Annotated in this window: 17 protein-coding genes; 6 read left to right on the forward strand and 11 right to left on the reverse strand. The window is 60.9% G+C overall.

Going from position 1 to position 15012, the window contains the following annotated elements; translation table 11 throughout:
• From AC1D11_RS12225 to AC1D11_RS12240, 4 genes are all read right to left on the reverse strand, one after another.
• Entirely contained in the window at positions 1 to 531 is a 531-nt protein-coding gene (locus AC1D11_RS12225; protein WP_092131850.1) for a chemotaxis protein CheW, read from the reverse strand.
• A 21-nt stretch (positions 532 to 552) separates the two neighbouring features.
• Complete coding sequence (locus tag AC1D11_RS12230) at positions 553 to 918, reverse strand: response regulator transcription factor (RefSeq protein ID WP_007864987.1); 366 nt, start codon at positions 916 to 918, stop codon at positions 553 to 555.
• Positions 918 to 1316 carry a response regulator gene (locus AC1D11_RS12235; protein WP_457281039.1) on the reverse strand — a complete coding sequence of 133 codons (399 nt, stop codon included), beginning with the start codon at positions 1314 to 1316 and terminating at the stop codon, positions 918 to 920. Before AC1D11_RS12235 ends, AC1D11_RS12230 begins: the two co-directional genes overlap by 1 nt.
• A gap of 73 nt (positions 1317 to 1389) precedes the next feature.
• Positions 1390 to 1563 (reverse strand): rubredoxin, encoded by a 174-nt coding sequence (locus AC1D11_RS12240; protein WP_092131853.1) that lies wholly within the window; start codon positions 1561 to 1563, stop codon positions 1390 to 1392.
• A gap of 82 nt (positions 1564 to 1645) precedes the next feature.
• Here AC1D11_RS12240 and thiD point away from each other — a divergent pair, with 82 nt between their 5' ends.
• Together thiD and hemL are read left to right on the forward strand one after the other, a co-directional pair.
• Complete coding sequence (gene thiD / locus AC1D11_RS12245; protein WP_477649930.1) at positions 1646 to 2611, forward strand: bifunctional hydroxymethylpyrimidine kinase/phosphomethylpyrimidine kinase; 966 nt, start codon at positions 1646 to 1648, stop codon at positions 2609 to 2611.
• Positions 2592 to 3932 (forward strand): glutamate-1-semialdehyde 2,1-aminomutase, encoded by a 1341-nt coding sequence (gene hemL, locus AC1D11_RS12250; protein WP_477649931.1) that lies wholly within the window; start codon positions 2592 to 2594, stop codon positions 3930 to 3932. The genes thiD and hemL overlap by 20 nt, the downstream gene beginning before the upstream one ends.
• A 240-nt stretch (positions 3933 to 4172) precedes the next feature.
• Here hemL and purH read toward each other — a convergent pair whose 3' ends face one another.
• The 3 genes from purH to dusB are packed head-to-tail and all read right to left on the reverse strand — an operon-like array spanning position 4173 to position 7136.
• Entirely contained in the window at positions 4173 to 5756 is a 1584-nt protein-coding gene (purH, locus tag AC1D11_RS12255; RefSeq protein ID WP_477649932.1) for a bifunctional phosphoribosylaminoimidazolecarboxamide formyltransferase/IMP cyclohydrolase, read from the reverse strand.
• A gap of 58 nt (positions 5757 to 5814) precedes the next feature.
• Entirely contained in the window at positions 5815 to 6051 is a 237-nt protein-coding gene (locus tag AC1D11_RS12260; protein ID WP_348047983.1) for a Fis family transcriptional regulator, read from the reverse strand.
• Positions 6048 to 7136 (reverse strand): tRNA dihydrouridine synthase DusB, encoded by a 1089-nt coding sequence (gene dusB, locus AC1D11_RS12265; protein WP_477649933.1) that lies wholly within the window; start codon positions 7134 to 7136, stop codon positions 6048 to 6050. The genes AC1D11_RS12260 and dusB overlap by 4 nt, the downstream gene beginning before the upstream one ends.
• Positions 7137 to 7279: 143 nt before the next feature.
• Between dusB and AC1D11_RS12270 the strand changes: the two genes are divergently transcribed.
• Positions 7280 to 7762: a YqaA family protein gene (locus AC1D11_RS12270; protein WP_477649934.1), complete on the forward strand. Its 483-nt coding sequence runs from the start codon at positions 7280 to 7282 to the stop codon at positions 7760 to 7762.
• Between the two features lie 15 nt (positions 7763 to 7777).
• Here the strand turns inward: AC1D11_RS12270 and AC1D11_RS12275 are convergent, their stop codons facing one another.
• The 3 genes from AC1D11_RS12275 to ychF all read right to left on the reverse strand — a co-directional run bounded on the left by AC1D11_RS12275 (position 7778) and on the right by ychF (position 10196).
• Positions 7778 to 8515: an rRNA pseudouridine synthase gene (locus AC1D11_RS12275; protein ID WP_477649935.1), complete on the reverse strand. Its 738-nt coding sequence runs from the start codon at positions 8513 to 8515 to the stop codon at positions 7778 to 7780.
• Positions 8516 to 8556: 41 nt separating this feature from the next.
• On the reverse strand, positions 8557 to 8913 hold the full coding sequence (locus AC1D11_RS12280) for a RidA family protein (RefSeq protein ID WP_477649936.1): 357 nt from the start codon (positions 8911 to 8913) through the stop codon (positions 8557 to 8559).
• A 191-nt stretch (positions 8914 to 9104) separates the two neighbouring features.
• Positions 9105 to 10196, reverse strand: a complete 1092-nt coding sequence (ychF, locus tag AC1D11_RS12285) for a redox-regulated ATPase YchF (protein WP_477649937.1) — start codon at positions 10194 to 10196, stop codon at positions 9105 to 9107.
• Between the two features lie 142 nt (positions 10197 to 10338).
• Between ychF and AC1D11_RS12290 the strand changes: the two genes are divergently transcribed.
• A complete protein-coding gene (locus AC1D11_RS12290; protein WP_477651447.1) occupies positions 10339 to 12111 on the forward strand; it encodes a sensor domain-containing diguanylate cyclase in 1773 nt (590 codons plus the stop codon).
• Here AC1D11_RS12290 and AC1D11_RS12295 read toward each other — a convergent pair.
• Complete coding sequence (locus AC1D11_RS12295; protein ID WP_477649939.1) at positions 12096 to 13007, reverse strand: MOSC domain-containing protein; 912 nt, start codon at positions 13005 to 13007, stop codon at positions 12096 to 12098. The two genes, AC1D11_RS12290 and AC1D11_RS12295, sit on opposite strands and share 16 nt — an antisense overlap.
• Before the next feature lie 96 nt (positions 13008 to 13103).
• Between AC1D11_RS12295 and AC1D11_RS12300 the strand changes: the two genes are divergently transcribed.
• Positions 13104 to 14225: an FAD-dependent monooxygenase gene (locus AC1D11_RS12300; protein WP_477651226.1), complete on the forward strand. Its 1122-nt coding sequence runs from the start codon at positions 13104 to 13106 to the stop codon at positions 14223 to 14225.
• A 27-nt stretch (positions 14226 to 14252) separates the two neighbouring features.
• Positions 14253 to 14969, forward strand: coding sequence for a DsbC family protein (locus tag AC1D11_RS12305; protein WP_477649941.1), 717 nt, complete (start codon positions 14253 to 14255; stop codon positions 14967 to 14969).
• The last annotated feature ends 43 nt before the right edge of the window (positions 14970 to 15012 follow it).

A 15012-nucleotide genomic window follows, 5' to 3' on the forward strand; every position in this document is an offset into this window, starting at 1 on the left:
CTATGCGCCTATCGTCAAAAAATGCGCTTGCTGGGCAAGCAACTGAAGGTTGATTTCCTGCCAGGTTGCACCATTGAGGTCAACGTACTGGTTGCCAAAGAAATCGGGCGCGTCCGGCGCTTTTTCGGAAAAATCACTGAACGCCTCCTGATTGCGCAGCCCGGACAGCTTGTCGATCAGCAATGCGCAGTTAACTTCCAGGGCGCTGTTGAGTGCAACAAGCCTGGAATCCGTGCGTGCAAGTTCGTTTTTGGGAGGGGGTGCTTTGCCGCTGACATAACTCGCCAGATCCACGACGCCAAACAGGCCACCGCGCAAATTGGCAACACCGGCGAACCAGGCTTGCGTATACGGCACAGGCTGCGTACTGACCCACGGGAAAATTTCACCGGATTGGCTCAGGGGAAACAGGTATTTCTTCCCGCCGGCCTCCACGGCCAGCCAGGACGCGGCAACACCTTGCGTCCGCGCAATCTGCAACCTGTCGGCCAGCCGGGTTTGTAGCTCTCTAAGTGCTTGTCTGTTCGCCATGCTTTGGTTTTACGCCGTAAATCAGCCAAGGGCCTTGATTTTGGCCATCAGCTCATCAGCATCCACAGGCTTGGTGATGTAGTCGCGGGCGCCCTGCCGCATACCCCAGACACGGTCAGTTTCCTGGTTCTTGCTGGTGCACATCATGATGGGGATATCCGAATACAACGGGTCGCGCGTGATGGCGCGCGTCAGCTGGAACCCGTTTTGCCCCGGCATCACCACATCCATCAGGATCAGTTCGGGCTTGTCTTCCGCCAGGCGGCGAAATGCGTCTTCTGCATTTTCAGCAGTTTTGACTGTGAAACCATTTTTGACCAGCAAATCGGTCAAGAACATCAATTCGGTTTTGGAGTCGTCAACTACCAGTATTTTCTTGATTGCCATCACACTACTCCTTGTTTAGCGCTGCCGAGATCCTGTACGGTCTGCAGCAGCTGATCTTTTGTAAAAGGCTTGGTCAGGTAGTCTTGCGAACCCACCATACGACCCCGCGCCTTGTCGAAAACGCCGTCTTTTGAGGACAGCATGACGATCGGGACGCCAGCAAACTTTGCGTTGCGCTTGATAATCGCACAGGTTTGATAGCCATCCAGGCGGGGCATCAAAATGTCGCAGAAGATCAGGTTGGGTTCGTAGTCGTTGACCTTGGACAGGGCATCAAACCCGTCTTCGGCCAGCAATACTTCATGCCCCCCCTGCTTCAGGAATATCTCGGCGCTGCGCCGAATGGTATTGCTGTCATCGATGACCAAAACCTTTAGTCCGGAACTGGGAATACTCACTGCCTATGCTCCTCATGTTGCAGGCCCCCGGCAAATGCCGGCCTGCGATTGTCCAGGCAAGTGCCTAAGACGCTTATATCTGAACCATTTCAAAGTCTTCCTTGCGGGCTCCGCATTCGGGACAGGTCCAGTTCATGGGCACTTGCGCCCATGGCGTCCCGGCGGCAATCCCGTGTTCGGGCGCACCGGCAGCTTCGTCGTAAATCCACCCACAAATTAAACACATCCACGTCATTGATTGAGTCACAGCTTAAGTTGCCTTCGAATAGAATGCAACAATTGTATCGAGGCGGCGTTGCTTATTCGCGTACAAGGCAAAATCGCAGCCTATGGCAAACCCCAAAAATCCTCAACTGGACAGCCGACAACTCCAAATCGAGGATACCGACGCATCGCCGGCTTGCGTCATGACATTCAACGCCAACGACCCCAGCGGAGCGGGTGGACTGACTGCGGATATTGCATCGATCACCTCTGCCGGAGCCCACGCGCTGGCAGTTGTAACAGGCGCTTATGTGCGCGACACGGCCGAAATTTTCGACCATTTTTCATTCGACGAAGAGGCTGTAACCGACCAGGCGCGCTCAGCGCTGGAGGACATGGCGGTATCCGCCATCAAGGTCGGATTTGTCGGCAGCCCCGAGAACATCAGCACCATTGCCGAGATCGCATCGGACTATGCCGATGTGCCGCTGATTGCGTATATGCCCAACCTGTCATGGTGGGAAGAAAGCGAAATTGACAGCTATCTGGACGCCTTTCGCGAGCTGATGCTGCCGCAAACCACGGTGTTGGTCGGCAACCACAGCAGCCTGTGGCGCTGGCTGCTGCCGGACTGGTCCGGGGAGCGCAATCCCTCGGCCCGGGACATTGCCAAGGCCGCTGCCGACCTGGGTGTTCCCTACACGCTGGTCACCGGAATCCCCATGCCCGACCAGTTCATCGACAACGTGCTGGCCACGCCGCAAGCCGTGCTTTACAGCGAAAAATTCGAACGTTTCGAGGCGGTCTTTGCCGGCGCAGGTGATACGCTGTCCGCAGCCCTTTGCGCGCTGCTGGCCAACGGCCATGACCTGCAGGCGGCCACCTCCGAGGCACTGACTTACCTGGACCACAGCCTGGATGCCGGCTTTCACCCCGGCATGGGCAATATCGTGCCGGACCGCCTGTTCTGGGCACAGGCCGACGTCGATGAATCCGAAGACGAAGCGGCCGATGCCGGGGCTGGCGATGATGCCGCCCTGGTTTTGAAGACTGAAATTGACCTGCCCCCCAATGGAACAACCAAACACTAAGCACCCTGCCAGGCCCCTCACCGCCGGACTTTCCCGCAACAACGCACTGTTTGAGCGTGCCAAAAAACTGATCCCCGGGGGCGTCAATTCCCCGGTTCGGGCCTTCAAGGCCGTAGGCGGCACGCCTCGTTTTATCCAGCGCGCACAGGGGGCCTACTTCTGGGATGCGGACGGCCAGCGTTATATCGACTACATCGGTTCCTGGGGTCCCATGATCCTGGGCCACGGCCATCCGGCGGTGGTGGAAGCCGTGCAAAAAGCCGTGCTGGAGGGCTTTTCCTACGGCGCACCGACCGAGCGTGAAGTGGAGCTCGCCGAAGAAATCGTGCGCCTTGTGCCTTCGCTCGAAATGGTGCGACTGGTAAGTTCCGGCACCGAAGCCGCCATGAGCGCGATCCGCCTGGCGCGTGGCGCCACGGGCCGCAGCAAGATCATCAAATTTGAAGGCTGCTACCACGGCCATGCCGATGCATTGCTGGTCAAGGCCGGTTCGGGCCTGGCCACGTTCGGCAACCCGACCAGCGCCGGCGTGCCACCCGAAGTGGTGCAGCACACCCTGGTGCTGGAATACAACCACCTCGCCCAGCTTGAAGAAGCCTTCGCCCTGCACGGCAAGGACATCGCCTGCCTGATGATCGAGCCGATCGCCGGCAACATGAATTTTGTGCGTGCCAGCGTGCCCTTCATGAAGCGCTGCCGCGAGCTGTGCACTCAGTACGGTGCACTGCTCGTGTTCGACGAGGTCATGACCGGCTTTCGCGTGGCGCTGGGTGGCGCACAAAGCGTTTACGCCCGCAGCATTCCCGGCTTCAAGCCCGACATGACGGTCATGGGCAAGGTGATAGGCGGCGGCATGCCGCTGGCCGCCTTTGGCGGCACGCGCGCAGTGATGGAGCAACTGGCACCGCTGGGCCCGGTCTACCAGGCCGGCACGCTCTCAGGCAACCCCGTGGCCACCGCCTGCGGCCTGGCAACTTTGCGCGAGATCGCCAAACCCGGCTTTTACGAAGCGCTGGGCGCCCGAACCCGCAGCCTGGTCACCGGCCTCACGCAGGCCGCCGGCAAAGCCGGTGTGCCGTTTTGCGGTGACAGCGAAGGCGGCATGTTCGGCTTTTTCCTGCTCGGCCAATTGCCGCAGAACTACGCCACGGTCATGACGACCGACAGCCCTGCGTTCAATCGCTTCTTTCATGCGATGCTGGACAGCGGGGTGTATTACGCGCCGGCGCTGTATGAAGCGGGCTTTGTAAGTTCGGCGCATACGGACGCGGACATCGAAGCGACGGTGGCGGCGGCGGCCAGGTTCTTTGCCGCCGGCTGAGGCAGCGCCCTGACCATATATTGCAGTACTCGGGCTTCAGCCCAATCAGGGCGGGCGCGAGCAGCTATCAAATCAATAGCAGTCGCACATTGATGCAGGGGTTCAAGGCGCGGAAAGTGTTCTTGCGCCGCCTCTGGCCTGTTCAGCCGAAAGGGAAAAGGGACGCATTATGCTATTAATTTGATAGCTGCTCGCGCCCGTCCCTATTGGGCTATCGATAAAAAACCCTCAGAACGTGACTTAATGCCGGAAATGCCGGACCCCGGTCAGCACCATCACCACTTCGCGCTCGTCGGCTGCCGCGATAACCTCGTCGTCCCGCATGCTGCCGCCGGGCTGGATCACGCAGGTCGCGCCGGCGTCCACCACCACATCGAGGCCGTCGCGGAAAGGGAAAAAGGCGTCGCTCGCCACTGCTGAACCCTGCAGCGTCAGCCCGCCGTTGGCGGCCTTGATGGAGGCTATGCGCGCCGAATCAATGCGGCTCATCTGGCCGGCGCCGACGCCCAGTGTCATGCCGTCCTTGCAAAAGATGATGGCGTTGGACTTGACGTACTTCGCGACCTTCCAGGCAAACAGCATGTCGTGCAGCTGCTCCTGCGTCGGCTGCAGCTTGCTGACGACTTTCAGGTCGCCAATGGCCAGTTCGTGGTTGTCTGCGGTTTGCATCAGAAGGCCCGAGCCGACGCGCTTGACGTCCATCAGGTTGCGTCCCTGCTTCCAGGCCGTGTCGCCGCCGGGCGGCAGGTCAATCTGCAAAATCCGCACGTTGACCTTGGTTTTGAAAACTTCGAGCGCTTCGGGCGTGAAGGCGGGCGCCATCAATACTTCAACAAACTGCTTGGAAATCTGCTGCGCCGCGCGTTCGTCGAGCGGGCAATTGAGGGCAATGATGCCGCCGAAGGCCGAAGTCGGATCGGTCTTGAAGGCCTTGCTGTAGGCTTCGAGGCCGTCCTTGCCCACCGCCACGCCGCAGGGATTGGCGTGCTTGACGATCACACAGGCGGCGCCGTCCTTGATGAGGTCAAAGCTCTTGACGCATTCCCAGGCGGCATCGGCGTCGGCGATGTTGTTGTACGAGAGCTCTTTACCCTGCAGTTGTTTGGCTGTCACCAGCGAGCCGGGCGCGGGATACAGATCGCGATACAGCGCCGCCTGCTGATGCGAGTTTTCGCCGTAGCGCAGATCCTGCACCTTCACGAAACGCCCGTTGGCCTGGCCGGGGAACATGCCGTGGCTGCCGTCGGCCTGGATGCCGGAGAGATAGTCGCTGATCGCGCCGTCGTACTGGCTGATGCGGTTGAATGCCGCTACCGACAAGGCGAACTTGGTCTTGTCGGTCAGTTTGCCGCCGGTTTTCAATTCGGCCAGCACACCTTCATACTGCGAGGCATCAGTCAGCACGCCCACGTCTTTCCAGTTCTTGGCCGCGGAGCGCACCATGGCCGGGCCGCCGATGTCGATGTTCTCAATCGCGTCTTCCAGCGTACAACCGGGCTTGGCAACGGTGGACTCAAACGGGTAAAGATTGACCACCAGCAGGTCGATGGTGTCAATGCCGTGGGTTTTCAGCGCGGCCATGTGCTCCGGCACATCGCGCCGGGCCAGCAGGCCGCCGTGGATCTTCGGGTGCAGCGTCTTGACACGGCCGTCGAGCATTTCCGGGAAACCGGTGTGGTCGGCGACTTCGGTCACCGGCAGGCCGGCGTCAGCCAGCAGCTTGGCCGTGCCGCCCGTGGACAGCAGCTTGATGCCCAGGGCATGCAGCGCCTGCGCGAATTCGAGGATGCCGGTTTTGTCCGAAACGGATATCAGTGCGTTCATTTTTGTCTTCTCTAAAGGAGGATGGCCGGCGAAAGGGCCGGACCATGGGAGCGTGTTTTTATTTGATGAGCTTGTGCTCAACCAGCTTCTTGCGCAGGGTGTTGCGGTTCAGGCCCAGCCATTCGGCGGCGCGCGACTGGTTTTGCTCGGCATGCTGCATGACAACTTCCAGCAGCGGTTTTTCCACTACCTTGACCATCATCTCGTACATGCCGTCGGGCTCGGTGCCACGCAGGTCCTTGAAATAGCCTTCCAGACTGGTGCGTACGCACTCTTCGATATGTTTTTTGCTCATGCAGCAGCTTCTTCCTGATTTTCCTGATTTTTATCTTTGCCCGCCCGTGCCTGCGCACGCACGCCCTCGTCCTCAACCTCGATGGCAGCAACCGGAATCCGGTCCATCTGCGCCCCCAGCCCTTCAAAAAAAGCACTCACCGCCTTCAGTTGCGCTTCGCAGTCTTCCAGCAGGTTCATCTGCGCGCGAAACGCCTCACCGCCGGGCAAGGTCTTCACATACCAGCCGATGTGCTTGCGCGCCGTCCGCACGCCGGTGTATTCCCCGTACAAATCGTAGTGGTCGCGCAAATGGTCAAGCAGCAGGCGTTCAACTTCCGCCACCAGCGGTGGCGCAAGATGCGTGCCGCTTGAAAGGAAATGTGAAATCTCGCGAAAAATCCACGGACGCCCCTGCGCTGCACGGCCGATCATCACGGCGTCAGCGCCGGTGTAAGCCAGCACATCGCGGGCCTTTTCAGGGCTGGTGATGTCACCGTTGGCCACCACCGGAATGCGCAGGGCGGCTTTCACGGCAGCAATCGTGTCGTACTCGGCATCGCCCTTGTAACCTTGTTCGCGCGTGCGGCCATGCACCGTGATCATCTGCACGCCGGCGCTTTCGGCGGCACGGGCAATCGCCAGGGCGTTCTTTTCGGCCTGGCACCAACCGGTGCGCATCTTGAGCGTGACCGGCACATTGCGCGGTGCACAGGCGGCCACCACGGCATCCACGATCTGCAGCGCCAGGGGTTCGTCCTGCATCAGCGCCGAGCCTGCCCACTTGTTGCAGACCTTCTTGGCCGGGCAGCCCATGTTGATGTCGATGATCTGCGCGCCGCGGTCGATGTTGTAGGCGGCGGCTTCGGCCATCATCTGCGCGTCGGTACCGGCAATCTGCACGGCGATGGGCGCCGCTTCACCTTCATGGTTCGCGCGGCGCGAAGTCTTCAGCGTATCCCACAGGTCGCGGCGCGACGTCACCATCTCGCTGACGGCATACCCGGCGCCGAGCTTCTTGCTCAGCTGGCGGAACGGCCTGTCCGTGACACCGGCCATGGGCGCGACAAACAGGTTGTTTGCCAAAGCGTAGGGGCCGATGTTCATGGGAAGTGAGCGCTGCGAGGTTGCTGAAAAAGGAGGCACGATTGTACCTGCCCAAAATTTCAGCAATTGAAATTTGCACACGGAGTTGTAAGCGTCTTCCTGACACGGTGGCTGGGCCGCCTTGCCTATACTCAAATAGATATATGGAAGCCTGGATTCACCGCCTGATAGAACTTTTGGCCTTGCCCGAATACGGCTTGAGCACGGTATTTGTGGTTTCCTTCATCTCGGCCACGCTGTTGCCGCTGGGCTCGGAGCCGGTGGTCTTCGGCCTGGTCAAGCTCAACCCTGCCATGTTCTGGCCTGCTGTGCTGGTAGCCACTGCGGGCAACACGCTGGGCGGCGCGCTTGACTGGTGGATGGGTTACGGCGCCCACAAGGTGGTGGACAAATACCAGCACTCATCGCACCACGGCCGTGCAGTGCGATGGCTGGAGACACTCGGTCCGAAAGCCTGCCTGCTGGCCTGGTTGCCGGTGGTCGGAGACCCGCTGTGCGCGGTCGCGGGTTGGCTCAAGTTTCCGTTCTGGCCCTGCCTGGCTTACATGGCGGTCGGCAAATTTTTGCGCTACTTTTTGATGACCGGCAGCCTGATCTGGGCCTTTCCCGGCGTGGTGACCGGATAGGCATCAGGAGAAGTATCAGAAGCGTTCGTGTGGCAGCAGGTAGCGCCACTGACCGGGTTGCAGCTGGCTCATCGCCACACGGCCGATACGCAGCCGCTTCATGCCTTGCACCTGAAGGCCGACGCTCTCGCACATGTAGGCAATCTGCCCCGGAACTTCACCCTTGAGGGCAAAGCGCAAGCGCTTTTCACTTTGCCAGCTCACCTTGGCCGGCGGCAACAAAACACCCTTGAAGGTAAACCCGTGGTCCACGCGGTTCAGCCGGTCCAGCCCGCCGGCTTTGATGTCACCGCTGACATCGACGATCACTTCGTGTTCCATCACGCGGGCGTCTTCGCGCAGCTTGCGCACCACGCGCCAGTCCTGCGTCAACACAACCAATCCGCTGGCAGGTGTTGCCAGCGGCGTCACCAGTTCCGCCGTGGAGAAATGCTTCTTGAGAGGCCGGATGCCGGAGCGGTCGTCACGCGATTGTGTGGCGGCCGACAGCAACCGGGCCACCTGCGCCGCGCCGCCATCGGAACTCGCGTCCTGGCCGGCGGGCTTGTGCAGCAGCAGAGTCACCGGTGTCATCGCGAGCAGGCTCGCATCCTTGTCCAGCACGATGGCCTGGTCCGACACCCGGAACTGGGGCTCCTCGACAGTCACCCCGTCAACAGTGACCCAGCCGCCTTCGATGTACTGCTCGGCTTCGCGGCGTGAGCAGGACAGCATTTCTGCCAGGCGTTTGGCAAGGCGAACGGGCTCTGTCATCGCGGCGTGGCCTTCATGGCGGATCAAGCGTGGATGAGAGATCAGCCTTGGGCCGCCACCACACCGATTTCCACGTGGTACTGCGGCGCCGCCAGGCGCGGGCTCATGACCGTGGCACGCGCGGGCGTGGCGCCGGGCACTACCCAGGTTTCCCAGGCACGGTTCATTTCACCGAAGCTGTCCATATCGGTCAGCCAGATGGTGGCGCTCAGCAGGCGCGACTTGTCGCTACCCGCTGCTGCCAACAGGCGGTCGATATTGGCCAGGATGCTGAGGGTCTGCTCGTACACGCCAGCGCCGGCGTCGTTGCCGGCCACCTGGCCTGCCAGGTAAACGGTTTTATTATGGATAACGGCCTGGGACATGCGTGGGCCGGTTTCGATGCGCTGGATGGTCATGGTGTTCTCTTTCTCTCTCAAAGCAAGGGTTTCAGGGGGATGGCCTGCTCTGGCAAGCCGGCAACGGGCCGCCATCCGATGGTGCGGGTCGTCGTGAGGTATTGTGGCGCGACTTCCGTGATGCCGCCGCCCGTGACATCCAGGCCACGCAGTAAATCCGGCCCCTCAGGTTACCCGGGGGCCTTGGCAACTCAGCTGCTGAACAGGAAGTTCATCACGTCGCCATCCTTGACGACGTATTCCTTGCCTTCACTGCGCATCTTGCCGGCATCCTTGGCGCCCTGCTCACCCTGGTAGGTGATGAAGTCTGCAAACGCAATCGTCTGGGCGCGGATGTAGCCCTTTTCAAAGTCGGTGTGAATAACGCCCGCGGCTTGCGGGCCGGTGTCGCCCACGTGGATGGTCCAGGCGCGCACTTCCTTCACGCCCGCGGTGAAATAGGTCTGCAGGCCCAGCAGCTTGTACGCCGCCAGGATGAGGCGGTTGAGCCCCGGCTCATCCTGGCCAATCTCCGCGAGGAACATCTTTTTGTCTTCCTCGTCCATGTCGGCCATCTCGGCCTCCATCTTGGCGCAGATCGCCACGACCGGCGCCTTTTGCTCTGCCGCGTAAGCCTTGAGGCGGTCCAGGAAGGGGTTGTTCTCAAAACCGTCCTCGGCCACGTTGGCCACAAACATGGCCGGCTTGGCGGTGATCAGGAAAAACTGGCCGAGCAGCGGCAGTTCTTCCTTGCTGAAGTCCACAGTGCGCACCGGTTTGCCTTCATTGAGCGCGGCCTGGCATTTCTCCAGGATGGCCACCAGCTTGACTGACTCCTTGTCGCCCGAGCGGGCCGTCTTGGTCACGCGGTGCAGGGCTTTTTCAACTGCTGCCAGGTCGGCCAGACAAAGCTCCGTCTGGATGACTTCGATGTCGGAAATCGGGTCCACCTTGCCGGCAACATGGATCACGTTGTCGTCTTCAAAGCAACGCACCACATTGACGGTGGCGTCGGTTTCGCGGATATGGGCCAGGAACTTGTTGCCCAGGCCCTCGCCCGTGCTGGCGCCCGCCACCAGGCCTGCAATGTCCACAAATTCGACGATCGCCGGAACAATGCGTTCAGGCTTGACGATTTCAGCCAATTGCGCCAACCTCGGGTCGGGCACTTCCACGATGCCGACATTGGGCTCAATGGTGCAAAAGGGGTAGTTTTCAGCCGCGATCCCCGCTTTGGTCAACGCATTGAAAAGGGTGGATTTACCGACGTTAGGCAAGCCTACAATGCCGCACTTCAAACTCATGAGAAACCTTCAAAAACAGGCTGAGAAGTGTATTCGATGCGCGCCCGGCCGGGGTTGGAGTGCTTTGTGGCAGGCATTCGCCATCTTTGTGCTGGCCGGTTTTTTGGGTGCCCTGGCGAATCCTGCACAGGCCCAGCCCATCGTGGCTTTAAACGACGCCAAGCCGACCCTGGACGTGGCAGCGGCGAGTTTGACATGGGTTGACAGCGACGGCCAGGCCGGCATCGATCAATTGGCCGGCGGCCATCCAGGGGCCTTGTTCGTCCCCTCGGTTGCCGATACGGTGCATTCGCTCGGCCCGCACGCGGCGCTCTGGCTGCATTACCGTTTTGCCAGGTCATCCGGTTCGCGCCAGGACTGGTTGCTTGAGTTTCCCCTGCCCCTGCTGGACCTGGCGACGGTGTACCAGCGTGCACCGTCGGGAGGGTGGATTGCCGAAACTGCCGGGGACACCGTGCCGGTCTCCAGCTGGCCCGAACCCGGCCGTTACGGGCATTTCCGCCTGAACCTGCCGGACAACGGCGTGCATGACGTGTATGTGCGCATACAGCACCAGACGGAGGTCAGCATTCCGGTTCGGGTCAGCACGCGAGGCAACCTGACGCAGCGGCTTCAGCTGGAATACCTCGCGATTGGCGTGGTATTTGGCGCACTGGTGCTGTTGATCATTGCCTGCGTTGCCCAGAGCTGGGTTTACAGCGACCGGGCCTATGGGTGGTATTCCGTGTACGCCGTCATCATGGCCCTCGTCGTAGCCGCATGGACGGGAGTGGCTGGACATCTTCTCTGGGGCAACTTCAGCACCTGGAACAACATGGCGCAGGGCTTTCTCGCCATGCTGGGGGGCGGCTCGGCGCTGCTGGTCGTGCATCACCTGTGCGGCACCGGTTCACGCCACAAGTGGTTTGAGCGGCTGGCCTACTGGACAGGCATGGCCGGAGCCCCGCTGGCGCTGGCTTATCTCGTGCTGGAGCGCGGCCTGGGCATAGGCCTCCTCGGGACTTACCTGGTTGCCGTCGTTGCGCTGGGAACAAGCCGGGCCTACATGACGTGGCGACGCCACGATGTCGTCGGTTTCTGGGTACTGGCGGCTTTCTCTCCTCTGGGGCTGGTAACGCTCCTCACCGTCACCAGCATCCTGGGCCTGTTTTCCCTGTCGTGGCTGTCTCATTACGGCCTGATGGCGGCGCTGACCATTGAGGTACCCTTGCTGCTGGTGGCGCTGAACACGCGTTCCCATGAGCGCCACGCCGTGGAAGCGCGCGAGCAGGCCATGTCCAGCCAGGATGCCCTCACCGGCCTGCTCGCCTCGCACCTTTTTCACGACCGCTTCAAACAGGTGGTGGGCCGGGCGCAGCGCCACAAGGAGCCGGCGGCCGTGGTGTATATCGAACTGGTCAACTACCGGTATATCAAGAAGACCTGGGGCACAGCAGTGGCCGAGCAAAGCCTGCTGCGAAGCGTGATCAAGCTGCGCCGGATCCTGCGCGACGTCAACACCGTGGGGCGCATCGACGAAGCGCGCTTTGGCCTCATTCTTGAAGGCGTCGCATCACGCCCGCCGGTCACCGATCTGGCGGCACGCCTGATCGCGGCCGGCCTCATGCCACTCAAGGGCCTGAAACCGGAGGTCGTTCTGCAATTTCATGTCGCGGGTGTGCTGCTGAGCGAGCGCCTTGGCAGCCACGAGGAAATTTCCACGGCCCTGGCCGACCTGCTGCACAGCATGGCGGCTCGCACCCGCCGCCCCATCCGCTTTCTCGAGCCGGAGTTGACACACCCCATGCCGCTGGACGCCGAATCAACGCTGGACAGCCTCTCAAGCGGCCCGCAGGCGCCGGAGGCGCTCCCTGCGTCCACGGCCACCCACGCCCCGCCGCCCCTGCGGGCGGTCAAGAGTCATTCAAACAGATAACTCGCACCCACCGGCTGACCCACCTTGAGCTGGTGGTCAATGCCCGCCAGCACAATGGCATTCATGCCGAACGTCAGCGCGCCGTTCACCCGTGCATCCTGGCGATAGGTTTGCAGCATGTCGCCCACTTCCGGGCTGCTGACCGCCGTCGCGGGATCGATATTCGGAATCGGGCAGCGCGGACAGGGCTTGACCGGCTTGAGCTGGACCACGCCTTGCGCCGTCGCGACCTGCAGCACCTCAATGCGGTCCTCATCGTGCGGCGCCAGGCTGTCGGCACCAGTGGCATCGCCCAGCACGATGTTTGGACGAAAGCGCTCCATGCCCACCGCGGGGGTGCCGGCAGCCACCAGCTTTTCGTTGAAATTCGCCAATGAAGCTTCGCTGAGTACCAGCAACGGGTAACCGTCGCTGAATTGGTTAAGCGCCTCCACATCGCCAGTCCACTGCGGGCTGCAAACCCGCTTGTGTTCGGGGTCAAACCGCACCAGGCGTGCAGTCTGGCCCAGGAAGTCGGTGAACCATTGGGCCGCGATGGCACCCATGTCATACGCCTGGACTTCGTCTTTCCAGACCCGCACGCGAACCGGCTCTTCCACCTGGTCCAGCGCAATGTGAAGGGCCAGCATGCCGGGCGCCCGCAGCACCATGTCATGGTGCCTCAGCTGGGGCCTGATCAATGCCATGCGCGGCAACTCACGCTGGGTGAGGAACTCGCCCTTGCTGTCCACCACCATCCAGGCACGGTCAAATTCCAGCCCGGTTTCGGTCAGCAGGGCATCCTGCACCTGCACGCCGGCACAGGATTTCACCGGGTACACATAAAGGCGTGAAATCACAGCCCTGAGGTCGGAAGGTGCGTCGTCGGGTAATGTTTCGTTCAATGGATCGCTCACTTTTGAAGCCTTTACGTTCAGGAAGCCTGGCACAGAAATCACGAAAGGATTGCGTGCCCCAAAACACCAATTTTGCCCTGCCTCCTAAAATGGGCCATGTCCAAGAGCTTTGATGTCTGTATTCGCGGCGATGGCGTGGTTGGCCGCACGCTGGCCCTGCTGCTGGCGCGTGAGCGACTGCGCGTGGCTTTGGTCACCCGGCCTGAAAAGCCGCCGGGGATGCACACCGCGCCCGATGTGCGTGCTTACGCCCTCAATAGCGCGTCGCGCAGCGTGCTGGAAACCCTGCGCGCCTGGCCCGACGCGGCCTTTGCCACGCCTGTGGTCGAAATGCAGGTTTGGGGAGATAACGGCGGCAAGCTGGATTTCACGGCGCGCAGTGTAGGCCAGGAAGCTCTGGCCTGGATTGTGGACGTCCCGGCGCTGGAACAGCAATTGAGCCAGGCAGTTCGCTACCAGCCGCAAATCGAGACGGTGGACGCGCCTGCCAAAGCCGCGCTCGACGTGATTTGCGAAGGCCAGAAAAGCGCCAGCCGTGATGAGTTCGCCCAGATCCGGCCGGTCAACTGGACCATCAAACCCTATCCGCAAAAGGCCGTCGCAGCACGGCTTGAACTGGACAAGCCCCATGGCGGCATTGCCCGCCAGTGGTTTACCCACGGCGACATACTGGCTCTTTTGCCTTTATCGGGTGCCAACGGGAACTTGGCGGCGCTGGTGTGGTCTGTCCCTGTACAGCGCGCCGCCATGCTCGAACAAATGTCCGCGGAAGAATTTTGTAACACCCTCAAGGCCGTGTGCGGTGAAGAGACCGGCAACCTGCGCCTGACGAGCGAGCGGGCAAGCTGGCAGCTTTCCCTGTCAAGCGCCGGGCACTGGGTCGGCCCCGGCTGGGCTTTGGCAGGCGATGCGGCGCATACGGTGCACCCGCTGGCCGGTCAAGGCTTGAACCTGGGCCTGGCCGATGCGGCTTGCCTGGCCGAAGTGATTTCACAACGTGAGTACTGGCGCGGATTGGGTGATGAAAAACTGTTGCGGCGCTACGAAAGGGCCCGCAAGGCCGACGTAGCGGCAATGGGCGCTGTGACCGACGGTTTGCACGGCATTTTTGCGCAACCCGACGGACGCTGGCAGGCCCTGCGCAATTGGGGCATGAAGGGGTTCGAGCGCAGCGGTTTGCTCAAGGCCTGGCTGACGCGGCAAGCCGCAGGTTTATGAACGACAGAGAAACCGACAGGAACTGAAATGAAAATCGTGAAATTGATGGGCGTGCTCAGCCTGGCGGCGTTCAGCCTGGTTCCTGTTTTTGCGCAGGAAGCCGTTATCCGCAAAAACCTGTCCGAGAAATTTCCGGCTTTTGCAAAAATCGATGAGATCAGCAAAACACCAATGAACGGCCTCTATGAGGTACGTGTAGGCTTCAATATCTTCTACACCGACGAGCAGGGCAACTACCTCCTGGAAGGCCAGCTCCTGGACGTAAAAACCCGCAAAAACCTGACCGAGGAGCGCGTCGACAAGCTCAGTGCGGTTGCTTTCGAAAAGCTCCCTTTGGCTGACGCTGTCAAGATTGTCCGCGGCGATGGCAAACGCAAGCTGGCGGTGTTTGAAGACCCCAATTGCGGCTACTGCAAACGATTCGAACAGGATCTCACCAGCGTTGACAACATCACCGTCTATCTCTTTCTGTACCCCGTACTCGGAGCGGACTCCATCGCCAAGTCGCGCAATATCTGGTGTGCCAGGGACAAGGCGAAATCCTGGAACGACTGGATGCTGCGCAACACCACGCCTGCAACCGCCGAATGCGATATCGCAGCCATCAAGCGAAACCGGGACTTTGGCCAGAAGTACAACATCACCGGCACACCCACCCTGATTTTTGTCGACGGATCCCGCGCACCCGGCGCGGTCAGTGCGCAGGAAGTTGAAAAAATGCTGCTAAGCGCAAAAGCCCCTTGATGATTTGAGCGAATTTATTCTAAAAATAAACCGTAAAGCCATA

The sequence above is a fragment of the Polaromonas sp. P1_E11 genome, assembly GCF_056405995.1.